The organism is Stagnihabitans tardus (assembly GCF_009925085.1).
In the GTDB taxonomy this organism is placed as follows: Bacteria; Pseudomonadota; Alphaproteobacteria; order Rhodobacterales; family Rhodobacteraceae; genus Stagnihabitans; species Stagnihabitans tardus.
On sequence record NZ_JAABNR010000022.1, the window covers coordinates 1 to 18,523 of the forward strand.

Annotated in this window: 13 protein-coding genes and 1 pseudogene; 9 read left to right on the forward strand and 5 right to left on the reverse strand. The window is 65.1% G+C overall.

Annotated elements, in window-relative coordinates; translation table 11 throughout:
- Nucleotides 1-123: 123 nt before the first annotated feature.
- The gene (locus GV832_RS17525) at nucleotides 124-468 is read right to left on the reverse strand and encodes an amidohydrolase family protein (protein ID WP_168776181.1); all 345 of its coding nucleotides are present in this window, start codon (nucleotides 466-468) and stop codon (nucleotides 124-126) included.
- Between the two features lie 186 nt (nucleotides 469-654).
- Nucleotides 655-1,620: a bile acid:sodium symporter family protein gene (locus tag GV832_RS17530; protein WP_168776182.1), complete on the reverse strand. Its 966-nt coding sequence runs from the start codon at nucleotides 1,618-1,620 to the stop codon at nucleotides 655-657.
- A gap of 151 nt (nucleotides 1,621-1,771) precedes the next feature.
- On the opposite strand from GV832_RS17530, the gene GV832_RS17535 reads away from it, so the two are divergent.
- The 4 genes from GV832_RS17535 (at nucleotide 1,772) to repC (ending at nucleotide 6,198) form a co-directional block, all read left to right on the forward strand.
- Nucleotides 1,772-2,476 (forward strand): GntR family transcriptional regulator, encoded by a 705-nt coding sequence (locus tag GV832_RS17535; RefSeq protein ID WP_168776183.1) that lies wholly within the window; start codon nucleotides 1,772-1,774, stop codon nucleotides 2,474-2,476.
- Nucleotides 2,477-2,731: 255 nt separating this feature from the next.
- Complete coding sequence (gene repA / locus GV832_RS17540; RefSeq protein ID WP_168776184.1) at nucleotides 2,732-3,916, forward strand: plasmid partitioning protein RepA; 1,185 nt, start codon at nucleotides 2,732-2,734, stop codon at nucleotides 3,914-3,916.
- Nucleotides 3,909-4,808: a plasmid partitioning protein RepB gene (gene repB / locus GV832_RS17545; RefSeq protein WP_168776185.1), complete on the forward strand. Its 900-nt coding sequence runs from the start codon at nucleotides 3,909-3,911 to the stop codon at nucleotides 4,806-4,808. Before repA ends, repB begins: the two co-directional genes overlap by 8 nt.
- Nucleotides 4,809-5,007: 199 nt before the next feature.
- Nucleotides 5,008-6,198 (forward strand): plasmid replication protein RepC, encoded by a 1,191-nt coding sequence (gene repC / locus GV832_RS17550; protein ID WP_168776186.1) that lies wholly within the window; start codon nucleotides 5,008-5,010, stop codon nucleotides 6,196-6,198.
- A gap of 263 nt (nucleotides 6,199-6,461) precedes the next feature.
- Here the strand turns inward: repC and GV832_RS17555 are convergent, their stop codons facing one another.
- The gene (locus tag GV832_RS17555; protein ID WP_168776187.1) at nucleotides 6,462-8,000 is read right to left on the reverse strand and encodes an RNA repair transcriptional activator RtcR family protein; all 1,539 of its coding nucleotides are present in this window, start codon (nucleotides 7,998-8,000) and stop codon (nucleotides 6,462-6,464) included.
- Nucleotides 8,001-8,174: 174 nt separating this feature from the next.
- On the opposite strand from GV832_RS17555, the gene GV832_RS17560 reads away from it, so the two are divergent.
- The 3 genes and pseudogenes from GV832_RS17560 to GV832_RS22105 form a co-directional block, all read left to right on the forward strand.
- On the forward strand, nucleotides 8,175-9,689 hold the full coding sequence (locus tag GV832_RS17560) for a vWA domain-containing protein (protein ID WP_168776188.1): 1,515 nt from the start codon (nucleotides 8,175-8,177) through the stop codon (nucleotides 9,687-9,689).
- Between the two features lie 515 nt (nucleotides 9,690-10,204).
- Nucleotides 10,205-11,614 carry an RtcB family protein gene (locus GV832_RS17565; protein WP_227754506.1) on the forward strand — a complete coding sequence of 470 codons (1,410 nt, stop codon included), beginning with the start codon at nucleotides 10,205-10,207 and terminating at the stop codon, nucleotides 11,612-11,614.
- Nucleotides 11,615-11,912: 298 nt separating this feature from the next.
- Nucleotides 11,913-12,077, forward strand: a pseudogene (locus tag GV832_RS22105) (IS3 family transposase); the annotation flags it as partial.
- Nucleotides 12,078-12,292: 215 nt separating this feature from the next.
- On the opposite strand, the gene GV832_RS17570 reads toward GV832_RS22105, so the two are convergent.
- Nucleotides 12,293-15,040 (reverse strand): beta strand repeat-containing protein, encoded by a 2,748-nt coding sequence (locus tag GV832_RS17570; protein WP_168776189.1) that lies wholly within the window; start codon nucleotides 15,038-15,040, stop codon nucleotides 12,293-12,295.
- Nucleotides 15,041-15,838: 798 nt separating this feature from the next.
- On the opposite strand from GV832_RS17570, the gene GV832_RS17575 reads away from it, so the two are divergent.
- Nucleotides 15,839-16,036, forward strand: a complete 198-nt coding sequence (locus GV832_RS17575) for a hypothetical protein (RefSeq protein ID WP_168776190.1) — start codon at nucleotides 15,839-15,841, stop codon at nucleotides 16,034-16,036.
- A gap of 337 nt (nucleotides 16,037-16,373) precedes the next feature.
- On the opposite strand, the gene GV832_RS17580 is transcribed toward GV832_RS17575, so the two are convergent.
- Complete coding sequence (locus tag GV832_RS17580) at nucleotides 16,374-17,240, reverse strand: MurR/RpiR family transcriptional regulator (RefSeq protein WP_168776191.1); 867 nt, start codon at nucleotides 17,238-17,240, stop codon at nucleotides 16,374-16,376.
- A gap of 286 nt (nucleotides 17,241-17,526) precedes the next feature.
- Here GV832_RS17580 and GV832_RS17585 point away from each other — a divergent pair, with 286 nt between their 5' ends.
- On the forward strand, nucleotides 17,527-18,513 hold the full coding sequence (locus tag GV832_RS17585) for a thiamine pyrophosphate-dependent dehydrogenase E1 component subunit alpha (protein WP_168776192.1): 987 nt from the start codon (nucleotides 17,527-17,529) through the stop codon (nucleotides 18,511-18,513).
- The last annotated feature ends 10 nt before the right edge of the window (nucleotides 18,514-18,523 follow it).

Sequence of the window (18,523 nt, forward strand, 5' to 3'; positions counted from 1 at the left end):
TGGGAAAGAAGGGCCGAAGCCGGTCCATCTGGGCTTCGGTCAGCCAGAACAAGTTGCTCATAAATCAGGTCTCCTGGCCGACCGTGAATCACGGTCTTAGAGCGTGATCAATGGGTCCTGACCCTAATCGGCACCTTGGCAGTAAAGCACCTTGGCGCCAGGATTTTCCGCCGCATAGGCGCGGACCTTCGCGGTCAGGGCTGCAACCCCCTTGGTCCCCATCAGCTGGCAATGCGACAAGGTCGCCCCGCCGCCGAAAAGATGCATATGCGCCTCGATGAAGCCCGGCAGGACCGTAGCCCCCCTGGCATCGATCACCCGGGTCTGCGCCCCGGCCAGGGCCTGAACCTCCGCCACCCCCCCCACGGCCAGAAGGCGCTCACCGGCGATGGCCAGGGCCTCGGCGCGGGGGAGGTCGGGCTCCATGGTCAGGATGCGCGCGTTGGTGATGATCAAGTCCGGCGTCATGGTCTTTCCTCTCCCCTACGGCCGGTGGTCCGACCCGCTTTCATGCCGCATATTTTACGGCATTCTTTTTTGTATACATTTCTGATTCTGTGAGCACCTGTCAAAGCCTTTCGCGCGGCGCGGCGCGAAAGGGGGTCAAAAGACCGCGTTTCGGGTGATTTTCGTGCGGAGGGGGGTCTGACCCCCCTAGGCCATGCGCTGCGAGATCAGCGAGCAGAGGACGAGCTGCATCAGGTGATAAACCATCAGCGGCAAGACGATCAGCGCAAGGTCGGCTTCGGCAAAGATCAGTCCGGCCATGGGCAGGCCGGTCGCAAGGCTCTTGGTCGACCCGCAATAGACCAGCGCCAGGATATCGGCACGCGGCATCCGGGCCAGGCGACCGCCCCAAACCGTCCCTGCCAGGACCAGGGCGAAGATCGCCAGGCAGAGGCCCAGGATCAGACCCAGGGAGCCGAAGGACAGGCGCTGCCAGATGCCGCCCACCATCCCGGCCGAAAAGGCGGAATAGACGATCATCAGGATCGAACCGCGGTCCAGCACCATGACCGGCCCCTTGTGCCGCGCCAGCGCCTCGGCCAGCCAGGGCCGCGCCACCTGCCCCGCCGCAAAGGGCAAGAGGATCTGCTGACAAATCGCCCAGACCGTCTGGAGATCGACCCCATGCCCCGAACTCTCGGGGATGGTCAGCGCCAGGAGCGCAGGCGTCAGCCCCACCGCCAGCAGGTTGGAAATCGAGGCCGCGCAGATCGCTCCCGCCACGTTGCCGCGCGAGACCGAGGTGAAGGCGATCGAGCTTTGCACCGTCGAAGGCAGGCAGCCGATATAGAGGAACCCCAGCCCCACGGCGGGCGGAAGGGCCAGGCTCGCCAGGGCTCCGCCCGCCAGCCCCAGCAGGGGAAACAGCGCAAAGGTGCAGGCCAGGATCCCCAGTTGCAGCGGCCAATTGGTCAGCCCATCGAGGATCGCCCTGGTCGGCAGCTTGGCCCCATAGAGGAAGAACAAGAGCACGATGGCCCAGAAGATCACACGCTTCAGCACCAGGGCGGCCTCGCCCGAGATTGGCAGGAACAGTGCCGCCGTGACGGTCAAGATCAAGAGCATCATGTAGCGGTCGATGCCGAAACGGCGCAAGAAGCTCTCGATCTGCATTCTGGCCCTTTCCTCGCTGCCCAGGCGGCGACTTTGCCACAGTGTTGCGACAAGGCCAAACCGAAATCCGTTTCTGTATACAGATTTGCGCCCGGTTTGCCTTGTCCTGCCGTGCCATGCTAGAAAAGCCTGGATTTCTTGCGAGGCGCCCATGTCCCACCCCAAAGGCCTGCTGCGGCGATCCGCCTATGATGCGATCAAGACCCTGATCATCACGGGCCAGTTGACCCCCGGCGCCCGGGTGACGGAAATCGAGTTGACCGAACAGCTCGGCGTCAGCCGGACCCCCGTGCGCGAGGCGCTGAACCGGCTGGAGCGGGACGGGCTCTTGGTCAGCCGGTCGAAAACCGGTTTTGCGGTCAACAGCTTCGACCTTGGTTCGGCCGAAGAGGTCTTTGACCTGCGCGAGATGCTGGAGCCGCGCTCTTCTGCCCTGGCGGCCTGTCGGGTGTCGGATGCCGACCGCGAGGCCCTGCAAGCGATCCTCGCCACCTGTGACGCGATCAACCCCGATCACCGGACGGTGGAGCAAAGCCTGATGGAGATGACCGTGGGCATCGATGTGCATCGCGTCATTGCCCGGATGAGCGGCAATGCTCTCTTGGCCGAGATGCTGGATGGTATCCTCGATCGCTGCCAGATCTATATCTGGATGGACCTGAGCCTGCAAAACTCCTGGGCCGAGGCGCGGGCCGAACATGCGGACCTGGTCGATGCGATCTGCAGCGGAGATGCCGAGCGGGCCGAGGCCCTGTCGCTGCAGCATATCCGGGGGGCGCGCAAGAACGTGGTCAAGGTGCTGAAAGCGCGGGAAAACCTGCGCGGCGCGGCGCGGGGGCTGGCCCCGACGCGCTGACCCTGCGCCTTGGCGCGCGACAGGCCCCTGCCCTGCCGGAGGGTCGCCCGCCGCAGCCTGGCTCCGTTTGCGTGCGGGTCGCCCAAGAGGCGGTCCCCACGCTCAAGGGGGCGAGACCAGAGGCCAAGAGATGTGCCAAGACGCCTTGCAACCACCACTGATAGAAATGTCTTGCACGAATCCGAGACCTGCTGCAATAGTCTCGAAAAATAACGCGCGATGCGAGAAAAATCGCGACCACGAAAAAGGTAGGCTATGACAGAGGTTGAGCAGGACCTTGACGTCGCAATTGGTCGCTATGCAGAACTTCTTGCGGCGAACCTGCATGCGCAGCGTGAAGCCCATTTTCCCCCCGATGCCCGCAAGACCATGCGCTACCTTTCAAGCGGTGAAGCGGCAGAGTTGCTGGGCGTCGATCACACATATCTGCGCAAGTTGCATCGCGATGGCAAGATCCACGAAGTCGAACTGACCGCTGGCAGTCACCGTCGCTATACGCTCGATGACCTGGCGGAAATCCGGCAAACTCTTGAACTGAATGCAAAAAAGCCTGGAACCTACGTTCCTGGTCGCCGGGCCGGCGACAAGCTGCAAGTCGTGTCGGTGGTCAATTTCAAGGGCGGCTCGGGAAAGACGACAACCTCTGCACATCTTGCGCAACGGCTGGCGTTGAAGGGCTACCGCGTCCTCGCCATCGACCTTGACCCCCAGGCTTCCCTGTCCGCCCTTCACGGGCTGCAGCCCGAGATCGACCTCATCGACGGAGGCACGCTTTACGATGCCGTCCGGTATGATGATCCGGTTCCGATCGAAGACGTCATCCGCAAGACCTATATCCGGGGGCTCGACCTGATTCCCGGCAATCTCGAGCTGATGGAGTTCGAACACGAAACCCCTGCTGCGATCCACAAGGGCGGCGCAAGGGCGTTCTTCACCCGCGTCCAGGATGTTCTGGCCAAGGTCGAACAAGACTACGACGTGGTGGTGATCGACTGCCCGCCGCAGCTTGGCTTTCTGACCATGTCGGCGCTTTCCGCCTCTTCGGGTGTCCTGGTCACCGTGCATCCGCAAATGCTGGACCTGATGTCCATGTCACAGTTTCTGCGCATGACCTCGGACCTTTTGGGCGTCATTCGCGAGGCCGGTGCAAACCTGCGCTATGACTGGCTGCGGTTCCTCCCCACCAGGTTCAAGGTCGGCGATGCGCCGCAGACCGAGGTCATCGCCTTTGTCCGCGGCCTGTTCGGCCGTTCGGTGCTTGTCAATCAAATGGTTGAATCCACAGCCATTTCTGACGCCGGCTTGACCAAGCAGACGCTTTACGAAGTTGACCGCAAGGACTTTACCCGCACGACTTTCGAACGCGCGATCGACTCGATGAACGCGGTCAATGACGAGATCGCGCAATTGATCCAGAGAACATGGGGCCGTGATGTCTAGAAAGCCGCGCCTGGGCCAGGCCAATCCGGCCTTGAGCACCCTATACGCCGCTCCTGATATCGTCGAGGCGCGGCGCCTGCGCACGGGCGTGGTCGAGCTCGACCCTGATGCGATCGAGATCGCGGGTCGCATCGAAGACCGTCTGCAACTGGACATCGACAGCCTGACGGCGTCGATCGCCGAGAATGGTCAGCGGGTTCCGATCCTTGTGCGCCCCCTGCCCGGCGACCGATACCAGTTGGTTTACGGGCGTCGCCGCCTTGAGGCCTGCCGTCGTCTTGGCCGACAGGTTCGCGCCATCGTCGCGGACATGGACGCGGGCCAATCGCTGAAAGACCAGCTGATCGAAAACCTCGAACGCCGCGATCTGAGCTTCATCGAGCGCGCCATGGTGGCTCATGGCCTCTTGGAAGGTGAGGCGCTTTCTCCGGAGGAGCGGAGCCACAAATCCATTGCCGAGATCTTCGGCCTGACAGAGGCGGGGATCTCGCAACTGGTCAGCGTGGTCAAGACCGTCGGGGCTGATCTGATCCAGGCCATCGGCGCGGCTGAGGGCATCGGTCGGCCGCGCTGGGAGGAGTTGAAGAAGGCGATCCAGGAGGGCGTCGATCCCTCTGACCTTTTGTCGACCGCGCAGCAGGTCCGCGCCGCCAAGGGTTCGGAACAGGCGTTCAAGTCAGTCCTGACAAAAGCCACGACGAAACCCCAAGCCACGCCAAGGGTCGATGACGAGGCTGATTTCGGCGCGATCAAGATCACCAAGAGCGGACGAGGGCGTCATCTGCGCCTTGAGATCACCGCGAGGGACAAGGAATTCGTCAACTGGATGGAGCGCAATGCGACCGATCTGGTGACGGAGCTTCACGAGCGCTGGAAGCGTTCGGAGGCATGAGGCAGCAGGGCAACAACAGGGAGGCACGATACAGGCAAGAAAAAGGCCCCGCGAAGTTTCCTCCGCGAGACCAGCTTTGGTCATAACGGGCGGACCCGCTAATCTCAGTTTTCGCACCTCTGAATCTAGCGCTCCGCTTCGTCCGCCGCAAGAGTCATCCGATTCGCGGGCCGGCATTTCTTTGCCTTCGTGAAGCATCATGGACTACAAGCCGTTCTCGCCGTTCAAGCGGCCGATGTCGCACAACCATCTCCACCCCGTTCCGCACGGCCAGGAGCCCGTGAACAAATGGGATGTCTTGCGCAACCTGGCCAAGGCACAGGATTGCTATGGCCTTCGCGACCGCGATCTTGCCGTTCTCCAGGCTCTCCTGAGTTTTCACGCCGGAGACAGCCTGGACCCTGCGACCGATCTCGTTGTCTTTGCCTCCAACCGCGCCATTTGCGAGCGCTTGAATGGCATGCCGGAATCCACCATGCGCCGTCATACAGCCAAGCTGATCGAGCGCGGTCTGCTTGCCAGGCGCGACAGTCCGAATGGCAAGCGGTTTCGAACCAGGTCCGACGAGAGCCCCATTTCTTTCGGCCTTGATCTGAGCCCCCTGCCCTATCTTGCAAGCCAGATCAAGGACCGAGCAGAAGCGGTCCGAGCCGCCGAGCTGAAGTCGATCCGCCTGCGCCTGCGCATCAACCTGATGCGCCGCGACCTTCACGCGCTTTGCACATATGGCAAATCCGTCCACGACGATGACACGATCTGGCAGGACTTCCTCAACTTGCACGCCCTGGCCACGATCTCGATCCGTCGAAAGCAGGATGTCGAGGGATTGACGGCGCTCTCGTTGAAGCTGGCTGCTGCCGTTGCCCAGGCCAAAGAGATGATCGAGCGTCTGGAATTGCCCGATTTGAGCACCTCGGACGCTCAAGTTGAGCAGCATCATCAGAGATCAAATGAAGAAGTAATTGATTCTGAAGAAGGCGGAAGCAACGAAGACGGTATGGCGCAGCAAACTGCCCGTGAAGCAAGGAAGGCCGTGAAGAAGGGCACCGATGCAATGGCAACTCCGCCATTGTCACTGGTCACAAAAGCTTGCCCGGAAATCGCGCTCTTCACCGGCGGCGACATTCAAAGCTGGCCTCAGCTCTTTTCGGCAGCCTGCCACCTGCGACAGGCGATCGGAATCCCGCGGCCCGTCTGGGATGAGGCCATCCGAACCATGGGGCAAAACACGGCTTCCGTGGTCCTGGCGGCAATCCTGCAAAGATTCTCTTCCATCCGATCGCCAGGCGCATATTTGCGGAGCCTGTGCGCCAAGGCAGCAGCCTCGAAGTTCTCCTGCATTCCGCTGGTCGCAAGCCTCTTGGCCGCGCGGTCAGAATGCGCCGCTTAACAGCTGTTATGTCGGCGGCCGGGCAAGACTCCGCCTGGCTTAACAGCTGTTAAGTCCCGTCGAGGACATGACGACAGGAACTGGCGCCCGCTTGGGCCCAGCGGAAAGCGTCTTGGTGCGCTGGCGATCTTGAAACACCATCCGGGCTTACCAGGCCCATTCCCCGGGGTTGAACACAGAGTGGCAGTGCGCCGCCTGCCGGGCAGGCAGAAAGCCCCTCGTCCCGGCCCTGTCGAGCGCCAGCCAAGGCAGGATCCGGCCATTTACCGCGCTGCGTTGAGAGCGGCCCAGTCCAGCCCGAACCGACCGAGGTATTTCCGCAAGCGGTCCGCGTCGTTGGCGCTGGCCTTTGCCGTTCGCGAGACCGCAAAGAGCCTGCGCCCGGCAGCCGAGAGGCTGTCGCATTGCCGACAGACCGCGATGACGGCCTCCAGCTGCACGCGGTCGAATTCGTCCAGCGTCGCGGGGTCCAGGAGGCCCAGCAGGGGGCTGACATTCCCGACCGCCCATTGCGCGGCGAGGGTGGCGATTTCTTCGCCCACCATCGCATCCGTCACCCGCCCGCGTTCGGCCAGAACCGACAGGCGCTCGGCCGAGGCCTGGAGGTCACGCAGGTTGCCGGGCCAGGGTGCCGAAGTGCCGAAGCGCAGGTAGCGCGCCAGGGCGTCGGCGTTGAACCCGGTCTTGCGGCCCAGCTTGCGCTCGGTCGCATCCAGGAAGGCCAGGAGATGGGTCTTGATGTCCGCGCGCCGGTCGCGCAAAGGGGGCAGGGTGAAGACCCATTGCGAGAGCCGCGCCGCGAGATCGGGGCGCAGGTGGCCCTGGCGCACGAGGGCTGCGGGCCCGGCACCGGCGCTGGCCACCAGGTGAAACCGCGCCGTGACTTCGGCCTCCGAGCCCAGGGGGCAGTAGCGCCCTGTCTCGATGACCTGCAGAAGCGCAGCCTGCGCCTCGGGCTCCAGCTCTTCGATGCGGTCGAGGAAGAGGACGCCGCCATCGGCCTCGCGCAGGAAACCCGGCCGGTCGCTGCCCATGGTCCCGCGCCTTTGCCCCAAGAGCGGCGCAAGCCCCAGACCCTTGAGCATGGCGCAATTGACCTGGACCAGCCGCCCCTTGATCCGTCGGCGCAGCAGCTTCAGCTCGTGCAGGCGGGCGGCCAGTGCCGACTTTCCCGTTCCCGGCTCGCCCACCAAAAGGATCGGCGCGTCACTCGCCGTGGCCACCAGGTCCAGCCGCTGGATCGTCGCTTGCAGGGCAGGGCTGGCGGTCTCGATCCCGCCCAGAAGCAGGGCCGAATGGTCGCGCGCGGCGGCCTCGAAGCGGCGTTGCAGGGCGTTGTAGCGGGCAAGGTCGAGGTCGATGACGTCGAGCTTGGCCTGCGGGTCCCCGCCCGAGGGCGGTCCGGTCTGGATCAGCCGCGCCGGGATATGGCGGCTTTCGGTCAGAAGGAACCAGCAGATTTGTGCAACATGCGTCCCGGTCGTCAGGTGGACATGATACCGCTCGCGGTCCTCGTCGAAGCCATAGGTGGCGGCGAAGTCGTAGAGCTTGCCATAGACCTCCTGGAAGTCCCAAGGGTCCGTCAACTCCATCTCGACGAGCCGCACTTCGGTTTCGGGCGAGGTGGCCCCGATCTCGGCCTGGATGCGGCGGGCAAGGGGGAGGTCGCGGCCGTGGTGGATCAGCTCCAGCCGGTCGACGGCAAAGCCCGGGTGATTGCAGAGCGCGACCGTGGGCCGCCAGGACCGATTCTTGCCCATGTCGAGCTGGATGCCAAGGAAGCCGAGGACGACGTTGCGCATGGGAATGATCCGAAATGATAATGTCTTATACGACAAGATAGCAAGCTCTGCCAACCTCTCACGCGATTGCGTCTTTTTGCAAGCCCGAACAATGGCTTGCCGGATTTTCGCGTTTTTCTTCCCTGGCCGCGGCCCTTGCCCCAGAAAGAGGGGGTGAGAAGGAAAGGACAGATCATGGCGAACAAATCCGTGTTTGCCGCCTGGAAGGGGCGGCAGCCCACCACCAACGAGGCAGGAGGTCCGGCTCATGCGCTGGCCCCGCGGCATCGCCTGGCGCAGCTTGCCATGACCGGCACCTTCGGGGCCGCGTTTTACCAGGACGCCCAGACCCAGGTGACCGCACTGATCGAAGCCGCCCAGGCGGTCGAGCCTCGCTTCCTCGCCCAGGCTGCGATCCACGCCCGGGAGAAGGGCCAGATGAAGGACGCGCCTGCGCTTTTGCTGGCCGTGCTCTCCATGCGCGATCCGGTGCTCTTCGCCCGCGCCTTTCCCCGGGTGGTGACCTCGGGGCGGGTGCTGCGGTCCTTCGTGCAGATCCTGCGCTCGGGGCAGGTGGGGCGCAAGTCGCTGGGGTCTCGGCCCAAGGCGATGGTGCAGGGCTGGCTGAACGGCGCCAGTGATGCGCAGGTCCTCTGGGCTTCGGTGGGCAATGACCCCTCGCTGGCCGATGTCATCCGCATGGTTCATCCCAAGCCCGAGACGCCCGAGCGCCAGGCGCTTTACGCCTGGGTCCTGGGAAAACCCTGCGACGTGGCGCTCCTGCCGCAGGCGTTGCGCGACCTGATGGCGCTGCGGGCAGGGGGGGTGGACCTCCCCGACGTGCCCTTCCAGATGCTGACCGACCTTGACCTCTCGCCCGAACACTGGGCCGAGGTGGCACGGCGGGGAAGCTGGCAGATGCTGCGCCAGGGGCTGAACATGCTGGACCGCAAGGGGGCCTTCACGGTGCCCGGAGTGGCCGAGCATGTGGCCGAGGTCCTGCGTCATCCCAAGGGTCTGCCCTACCAGATCCTTGCGACGCTGAAAGCGCTGGAGGCCAAGTCGCCTGTCCTGCGCGAGGCGCTGCATGAGGCGCTGGAGGCCTCGACCGCCAAGGTGCCGGTGGTGCAAGGCTCGGTCGTTGTCTGCCCGGACGTGTCGGGCTCGATGATGTCGCCGGTGACGGGGCATCGGGCAGGGGCCACGACCTCGGTGCGCTGCATCGACGTGGCGGCCCTGGTCGCTGCGGCGGTCTTGCGGCAGAACCCGGGGGCCCGCGTCCTGCCCTTTGCCGAGACGGTCCGTCCGCTGCGGCTCGAGGCGCGGGACACGATCGCCACCAATGCCGAGCGCCTTGCTGCGCTTGGCGGCGGCGGCACCGACTGCGCGGCGCCTTTGGCGGCCCTGAACAGGGCAGGGGAGGCGCCGGACCTGGTGATCTTCGTCTCGGACAACCAAAGCTGGATGGGGCCGCACCAGCAGGTGACGGGGATGATGGCGGAGTGGACAAGGCTCAAGGCCCGCAACCGGGCGGCGAAACTGGTCTGCATCGACATCCAGCCCTACGCGACCACCCAGGCGCCCGAGCGCGACGATGTCTTGAACATCGGCGGCTTCTCGGACGCGGTCTTCGACCAGGTGGCCGACTTCGCCGCCGGTCGGATGGGTCCCGCCCATTGGGTGGGCCAGATCGCGGCCGTCGAGATATGACCTTTCCCCGGGCCCCAGGGCCCGGGGGAGCCCCGAGGAATGCTTGCGGGACTACAGTCTGGCCGGTCCGGGACCGGGTCGTCCCGCACACCCCTTGTCCTCGGGACCCAAGACGACCCGGCGAATGCCGGCGGAACTCCAGTCGGTCGCGGGTTCGACCCCCGCCATGGGCGCAAGCCCCTGTAGCTCAGCGGTAGAGCAACTGTTTCGCCTCCCTCGTCGCCGGACCCGAATTCGGGGCGAATGCCGACGTGACTACAGCGTCACACCGGCCCATCCGTGGGGTTCAAGCCCCCACCTTGCAGGCGTCCAACGGTGCGGACGGGATGGGCTTGGGTCACGTCACCCTTGTCGCCCCGACCCACACCCCCCCGGCGAATGCCGGCGGCACTACAGATTGAACCTCTCGAGGTCGCGGGTTCGAATCCCGCCACGGGGCAAGCCCCGTGTAGCTCAGCGGTAGAGCGCGCCGTGTCGCCAATCCCTCGTCGCCGGGGGTCCTTTGAAAGACGAAGATGATGACCGATGACAAGCATTCCCCGATCACCGGGGCCGATTTGATCGCCTGGGGCCACCGCCCTGGCCGCCAATTTCCCACCCTCCTCGCCGAAGCCGCGCAGGCCCTGGCCGAAGGCGCCGACCGCGACACCATCCGGGCGCGGCTGGAGCGCTTGATCCCGGCACCCCTGGCCCATCTGTCCCTGCAGGACGAGGGCGCCGTGCCGCTGCATGTCAACCTGACCGCCTCCGACCCCGACGAGGAGGCCAACCTGCAAGCCGTCCTCGCGACGATGCGGGACGTCCTGCGCACGCCCACCGTGACGGCGGGGGCCATCCTGCCCGACGCCTGCCCGGCGGGCCCCCTGGGGACCATCCCGGTCGGCGGCGTGGTGGCCGCGCGGAACGCGATCCATCCGGGGATGCATTCGGCCGATATCTGCTGTTCGGTCATGCTGACGGATCTGGGCGAGGTCGATCCCAAGGCCGCGCTGGATGCGGCACAGGCCATCACCCATTTCGGTCCGGGCGGGCGCGGGCCGGACGAGCGTCTCCCGGTCGATCCCGAGCTGCTGGACGCCTTCCGCGCCAACCCCTTCCTGAGCGGGGCCAAGATGCTGCACCTGGCGCAGTCGCATATGGGGACGCAAGGTGACGGGAACCACTTCCTGTTCATCGGGCGCTCGGCGGCCAGCGGGCGGGTGGCGATGGTGACCCATCACGGCTCTCGGGGCCCTGGGGGCTTGCTCTACAAGGCCGGGATGGAGGTGGCCGAGGGCTTCCGCAAGCGGCTTTCGCCTGTGACCTTGAAGCAGAACGCCTGGATCCCGGCGGACACCGAGGAGGGTCTTGCCTATTGGGAGGCCCTGCAAATTCTCCGCCGCTGGACCAAGGCCAACCACGATGCGCTTCATCAGGCGGTGGCGGATCGCGTCGGCGCGGCCCCCGGAGCGCGCTTCTGGAACGAGCACAACTTCGTCTTCAAGCGGGGTGACATCTACCTGCACGGCAAGGGGGCGACCCCGGCTTGGACCGACTATGCCGAGGATGCCACGGGCTTGACGCTGGTGCCCTTGAACATGGCCGAGCCGGTGCTGGTGGTGAAGGGCCGCGATGCGTCCCATGCCCTGGGGTTCTCGCCCCACGGAGCGGGGCGCAACTGGTCGCGGACCGAGCATCGCCGTCGCCTCGGCGCCTTGACCCCCGATCAGGCGCTGGCCGCCGAGACGCAAGGGCTGGACATCCGCTTCCATGCGGGCGGGGTGGATGCTTCCGAGCTGCCCTCGTCCTACAAGCCCGCCGCGACCCTGGTCCGCCAGATCGGCGAGCATGGCCTGGCCGAGGTCGTCGACCGCATCGAGCCCCATGGCTGCATCATGGCGGGCGACATCCCTCCCTTTTGGGAGGCCAAACGGTCGCGCCGCTGAGCGGGCCGTTTTGCTGCCGGACAGGTCCCACTGTCCGGCAGCCTGCCTTTTCTCCGGGCGATCCGGTTTGGTCTGGCCGGGGACAAGGGCAGGCTCTTCGTGGAGAGGGCAAAGCTCACCACGACGCGGACCGCCTCTTGCCGGAACACGTCCAGCAAGGCCTGGCGCTCGGGAATCCCGCGCCAGGGCGGCCAGGATCCCTGGACCAAGCTTGGCGCGGTTCCGGGGCTCCGTCTTGCCCGGTCGGGGTTTGGGTCCGGTCCCTTTTTCGCGCTGTTTGCAGCACGGGAGATGAGCCATTGGCAGAGCCGGAACGGATGACCTTCGCAGGGAAGCGGAGCGGATCGCACTGACGCGCGGGCTTTCACGCAAACAGGTTGCCGATGATCCTGGGGTCGGGATGCCGACGCGGAACACCTGGATTGCGGCGCATCGGAACAGGGTGGTGATGTCGCGGGCGGATCGTGAACGAACGACTTCGGCGAGAACCGGACCGTCGTTGAAGGCTCAAGGTGGAGGAGGGTCAGGAAATGATCCGGTGGCCTGCTGCCGGTCTCGTGGATACGTGGACAAGATCGTGACCAAGGACCTCGAGAGTGGACATGACGAGACGAAAGTGCGGCCGCGCGTTCAAGATCGCGGCCGCAAGGCTGGTCCCGGAACACCTGCAGCGCCCGGTCAGGCCGGCGAAAGGGAGCCCTTGCCCTTGCGAAGGAACAACAGGGCAAGCCCCCCCAGCAAGAGCACCAGGCTGCCCGGCAAGGGCACGGCGCTCGGGGCCAGGCTGACGTCGGTGCCATCGGCAAAGGCGAAGGCAAGACCCAGGGGCGCGGTGCCGGTAAAACTGTAGCTCAGGAGCAAGTCGCTGCCAGAGCCATGGTCTTGCCCCAGGTAAAGCCCGGTGCCGAACCAGCTTTTCAGCGAGGCCATGTCGGTGAAGGTCTGGTCGAAGCTGGTGAAGAAAGCTGTCCCGCTGCTCAGCCGGGTGAAGATGTTCAAATGCAGCGATCCCGAAAGACCGAAGTCGCCCTGGGTCTCCAGCAGGTCGAGGTAAAAACCCTGGCCAAAGACACTGGTCGCAGACATGAAGGCCTCGCCGTGCATTTGCACGTCGCCTGCGGTCGTCCCCTTCGCGATCGACAGATATTCCTCGACATGGGCCGTGCCCGCCAATCCGGTCGGGTCGGCGACCAGGGTGGTGGAGAGGGTATTCGCGACCTGCGGCAGCGCCAGCGGCGTGACCGCTGTCCCGTTGTAGCGGTGGCCTTCGGCATGAACCGGGCCGCTTGCCGCCTGGACCGTGCCGGAGAGGATCGGCCTGATGCTGCTCTCATGGTCACGCAGGACGAAACTGGCCTCCGACCCCAGGGCGCCGTCTGCGCTGACCAGGGCATCGGCGCGTTTCGGCTGGCCACCGCCATAGCCGCCGCTGCGCACCGAGGCCGAGGCCACCGCCTTGCCCTGGGTGGCCTGGACCGAGATGACGGCCAGGCCATCTCCGGCCGCTCCGCCATCCCCATTGCCACCGTCCACCCAGCCAGAGGCCGAGACCTCTGTGGCGGTCGAACGCAGCGTGATGCGCGCCTCGGCCGCTCCGCCCCGGCCCAGGCCGCCCCAGTTCGAGGCATTGCCCCCGGTGGCCTTGGCCGTGACACGCGTCGAGTGCGTGTCGCTGCGGTCCAGCGTCAGGACCGAGACCGCCCGCCCGCCATTGCCATCCCGCCCCGTCCCGGCCCCGCCCGCAACCGCCTCCTGTTCGAGGATCGCATCCCGAGACCCTGCGGCGGAAACGGAGTTCTCGAGGATGACATCGGCGCCATTCCCGGCGGCACCCACGAAGTTCGTGCCGCCGAAGCCGCCGATCGCCTTGACTGTGGCCGTCGATGTCCCGGCGGCGCTGGCCGCATAGGCCCTGGCCCGTGCCGTGGTCCCATCCCCGGCCTGATCCATGCCCCAGCTGAACGCCCCCTCGGTGCCTGTCGCCGTCGCAGTTGCCGTGGCATCTCCCGAAGCGCTCTCCGCCCTTGCATCGGCCAGCACATCTGCGCCCAAGGCCGTGGCCGTGGCATTTGCATTGCCTGCTCCGGCCCGGACCGTCGCCTGGGCGTTGCCCCCGGTGCTCTTGGCCGTGCCCGAGACCGTTTCGGCGACCTGCGAGGTGACATCGACGCGCGCCTCCGTCCCCTGGCCCCCGCCGGCTTCGGAGCTTGCCGCGATCTCGCGGGCAAGGTTGTCCACCACGGTCAGGCTCGAGACCCCCCGGCCCTGCAGATTGCCGGGCAAAGGAAGAACCCCGCCGCCATAGGCGAACTGGCTCAGGTTCAGGACGCCCGTCGTTGTCCCCGTGACACCGTCCACCAGGATGGAATCGCCGCCCCTGGTGTTGCTGCCAAATCCGCCAAAGCCCCCGATTTGCGTCGCCGTGACCCAGACCGTTCCGCCCTGGGTCGAGACCCCCTTGGCCGAGGCGGAGGCCGTCCCGCCACTTTGCCCATCCCCGCCGCCCTGGCCGCCTGTAGCGGTCGCCGTGGCGCGCACATCCCCGCTGCCGGTCACATCCGCCAGGGCACTGGCATGGGCGCCATCCTGACCTTGGCCCGCCCGCCCCCCGAAAGCTTCGGCCGTCCCCGCGGTCTCGCTGCGCTGCGAGGTCAGGCGGACCGTCGCCGTGGCCGTCCCGCCCGCTCCGCCGAGCGAAGAGCCCGTGTCTCCGCCCTGTGCCTTGGCGCGGTAATCGGCCGGGCCGCCGCTGCCCAGGGTCAGGTCGATGACAGAGCTTGCATCGCCCCCCGACCCCGACTGAAGCGCGCCACTTCCCCCGTTGCCGCCATAGGCTTCCTGCCACGCATGGATGGTCCCGGTCGTGTCTGCCTCGACCGTGTTCAGCGCCGAAGCCGCCCCGCCATTGCCTGCGTTTCCTTGCGCGGAGAAGCCGTCCCCGCCCGCCGTCTGCCGCGTGCCGACCCAGACCGTCCCGCCATCCAGCGACCGGCCCGAAGCCCTTGCGACGGCCGTGCCGCCATCGGTGCCGTCCTGGCCAGGGTCGAAGGCCCCGCCGCCGCTGGAGCCAAAGGCCTCGGCCGTGGCGCGGACCTCGCCCAGGCTTTCCGCCCTTGCCTCGGCCTCGGCATCGGCCGCCGTGCCCGCGATGCCGCCATAGCCGGGCCGCCCCGCCCGGGCACTGGCATAGGCCGAGGCATTCACCGCGGCGTCGTTGATCGCGACGGAGCGCACCGAGCTGCCCGACCCGCCGACCTCGCCCGTCCCGCGGTCCGCGCCCGATCCGCCCTCCTGGCTCAGAGTGGTGCCCTCGGCATCGCTGCTCGACAGGGTGGCATCGAGATTGACGCCGGACAGGCCGATGACATGGAGGGTTGCGGCTTGCCCCGACAGGCCAAGGCTCATCACAAGGGGCAGGGCGGTCATGCAGGACCGGGTCAATCGCATCATTGAAAACTCGCATTCGACTGTGAGTCTCCGATGCTTCGGAGACGGTTTGCGCCGAAACCATCACATGGCCCTTGGGCAATTTGCAAGCCAGCATCAGCCTTGCCTTCCAATGGGCAACCGGGGTCGGGTATCGAATGTTCTTCCGCAATCATGGGTTGCCCGGGGGGGTGAACGAAAACCCCCGGGGCAAACCGCCGATTCTGGCTCTCTAAATCGAATTGCAGTCGGATGGAGGGTTGGTGTTATGGAGCTCTTCAAATCGAGAACTCGGGCCCGGCTGCGTTCAATCGTCGGCATTGGGGGGGCGGATGCAACGAAGGTTCGGATCGTCGAAGCGATCTTCCAACGTGTCTCGCATGATTGGGACGGACATTCCCTCCCGCCGTCTAGACCTGTGCGCTGCCGTCCCCGGTTTTCGTGCAACCGCGCGACTGTATCCTGGGCGCGCCGATCGGGGAAACTGCAAGGGCCACGGCCAGGCACACAACCATAAGGCGAATTGCGTTTCACCGGAAAATTGGGCTCCCGGATCGAAATGGGCTGCGCTCCACCTTGCGAAATTGGACAGGCCAGATCCCTCCCGCAAACGCGGGTCTGGGCAATTGGACTGGAAATCATCAGCCGCAAAACCAGGGAGGCTCGCAGCAATCACAAGCCTCGCTCGGTGCCCTTTATGAACAAGACCGAAATTCGAGCCCTTGAGAATTGCCCTGACGCATCTTGTTTTCGAGAGGCTGCTTCCTAGCGTCTGCGTCTATGTCCATTCCACAAAAGGTGACTTTGAAAGCCAGCGTCTTGCCGAAAGCCTCGACCTCCGAACAGGTCGTTACCCTTCCGGCGGCCGAAGTCTCTGTCACCGCAGTCGCATCCTCGACCCCGGTGCCGCCGACCGGTCTGCGGATGCTGACGGATTGGACGAAGACGGCAGTTTCGGCGCTTGGGTTAAATGTGCTCGAGACCTCGGTGATGTGAACGGCGACGGGCAGGGCAGGGGCTGACACGATGACCGGGGGCACCGGGCGGACCTGTTCACCTTCGGCGCAGGTCCCGGCGGTGACGTTCTGGTCATCACAGGGCTGGCCTCAAGCCTGGCCGGGGTGAGACTGGCTTCGGCCACGGCGGGTGCCGATGCGCATCACGGTCACCGCAACCGGGGAGACCGTCTTGTTGGCCGGCGTGACTCTGGTGAGTCCGGGCCTGGTGGGTGATTTCCCGTTCTGACCTTGGCGCGCCCATGCCGGAACCTTGGGCCCGGCATGGGCGCCGAACCCGTAGGCCGCCCTGGAACCCGTATCGCCGGACCAAGGCGTCAGGATGATATGCTGAAATAGAAGTCCTTCAGCGCATTGCCGGTCAGGCGGAGATTGTCCTTCTCATTCTGCTCGGACCGGAACATCACCAGGATGAACAAGAGATCCACGAGGTAAAGCTGGCAGGCCCGGCCTTCGATGAAGTCACCAAACAGCGCCACCGAGGTCTTTTCATGCTTCCAGGTGATCAGCGCGGTCTCTGCCGCCGTGGCCACGGCAGAGCGGCGGTCGCTGGTGATGGCGATGGTCCGGGCCCCCGCCTTGCGCGCCAGTTGCAGCGCATCGGCGACGGATTTCGTCTGGCCGGTATGCGAGATCGCAACCAGGGTCTGTCCCGCCCGCATGGTCGATGCCGTGACGATCTGGCCGTAATCGTCCAGGACGTAAGAGGCCGCCCGCCCCGCCTTGGCGAACAGGTGCGACGCCTCGAGGCAGATCGAGGCCGCCCCACCCACCCCCATGAAGACGATCTGGTTGGAGGCGCAAAGCGCATCGACGGCCAGGCCAAGCGCCTGCTTGTCCAGGAAGGCGCGGGTGTCGCGGATGCTGTTGGTCAGGGCGTCGCTCAGCTTCTGGCTGATTTCCAGCGGCTGGTCCGTCTCGCGGATCTCGGCGGGCAGGTTGGGGATCACCTCGTCATAGGCGCCACCTGCGGCAATCGACAGCTTGAGGTCCTGGTAGCCGCTGTAGCCCAACGAGCGGGAGAGCCGGCTGATCGTCGCCTCGGAGACGCCGACGGCCTTGGCGAGATCGGTGATGGATTTGTCGAATCGCCGACTGAGGTTCGACAAGATGTAGTCGGCCACGATTTTCTCGGCGTTGCGAAGCTCCGGATAGGTGTCGTTGATGCGGTCCACAACGGACACGGTTCGTGAAAACTCTTTCTGCTGCATCAAGGCTTCCTCTCCGTCAAAGGCCTGGTGCCGGGGTTGTGTAAATCTACTCCGCGGAAAAATGCTGTCCAGTCTATAATTATTTCAGCATGTTAAGGAGGTATTTCCACGCCAAATGGCCCGGGTCCGGTTTCCGATCAAGCGCGCAAAAAATTTTCTCGACTTTGAAACGTCCAATGTGTAGGGTCCAGTTCAGACCGAAGGCAAAGCCGAAAAACGGGCGCTTTGCCGTGGAGGACGGTCCGAAAGCGAGGAATTCATGCCGAAAAAGCCATCCGCGGGGAACACGCGCCCGCGCGCGCTTCTGGAAAAAATTTACAAGACCGCGAAAACCATCCGGGTTTTCGAGTCCGAAGGGATCAAGCTCTACCGTCGGGGCCTGATCCGGGGCTACTTCCACCCCTACCTGGGCCAGGAGGCGATTGCGACCGGGGCATGCACCGCGCTGAAGGAGGGCGACTACATCGCCTCGACCCATCGGGGCCATGGGCATTGCATCGCGCAGGGCGCCGAGATCAAGAAGATGGTCGCCGAGCTGCTGCAAAAGAAGACCGGTTACTGCAAGGGCTATGGCGGTTCGATGCATATCGCCGATATCGCCAAGGGCAACCTTGGGGCCAATGGCATCGTCGGCGCGGGCACGCCCTTGGGCGTGGGCGCGGCCCTGGCCAGCCAGATTCGCGGGTCGGATGCGGTGACGGTGACCTTCACCTCGGACGGGGCCTCGAACAACGGCACCTTCCTGGAGGGGCTGAACCTCGCCGCCATCTGGAACCTGAACTTCATCCTGGTGATCGAGAACAACCAATACGCCGTTTCGACCACGATCGAGGAATCGACCCGCGAGACCGAGCTTTACAAGCGCGGCGAGTCGCTGGGCGTGCCCAGCCGCCGGGTCGATGGCAATGACCCGCTGGCGGTCTACGACGCCATCGAGGACTGCGCCAAGCTCTGCCGCGAAGGCAAGGGGCCCTTCCTGATCGAGGCGGTGACCTATCGCCACACCGGCCACCATGTGAACGACCCGGGCAGCTATATGCCCGACGAGAAGAAGAAGTATTACGCCGAACGCGATCCGGTGAACCGGGCCCGTCAGTATCTCTTGGACATGACCGATCTGACCGAAGCGCAGATCGCGGCATTCGACGCGGAGATCGAACAGGAATTCGCCGATGCCGTCACCTTCGCCGAGGCGAGCGGCGAAGTCAGCGTCGAAGAATTCAAAGAGTTTCTAGAGACTTACTGACCGGGAGGAA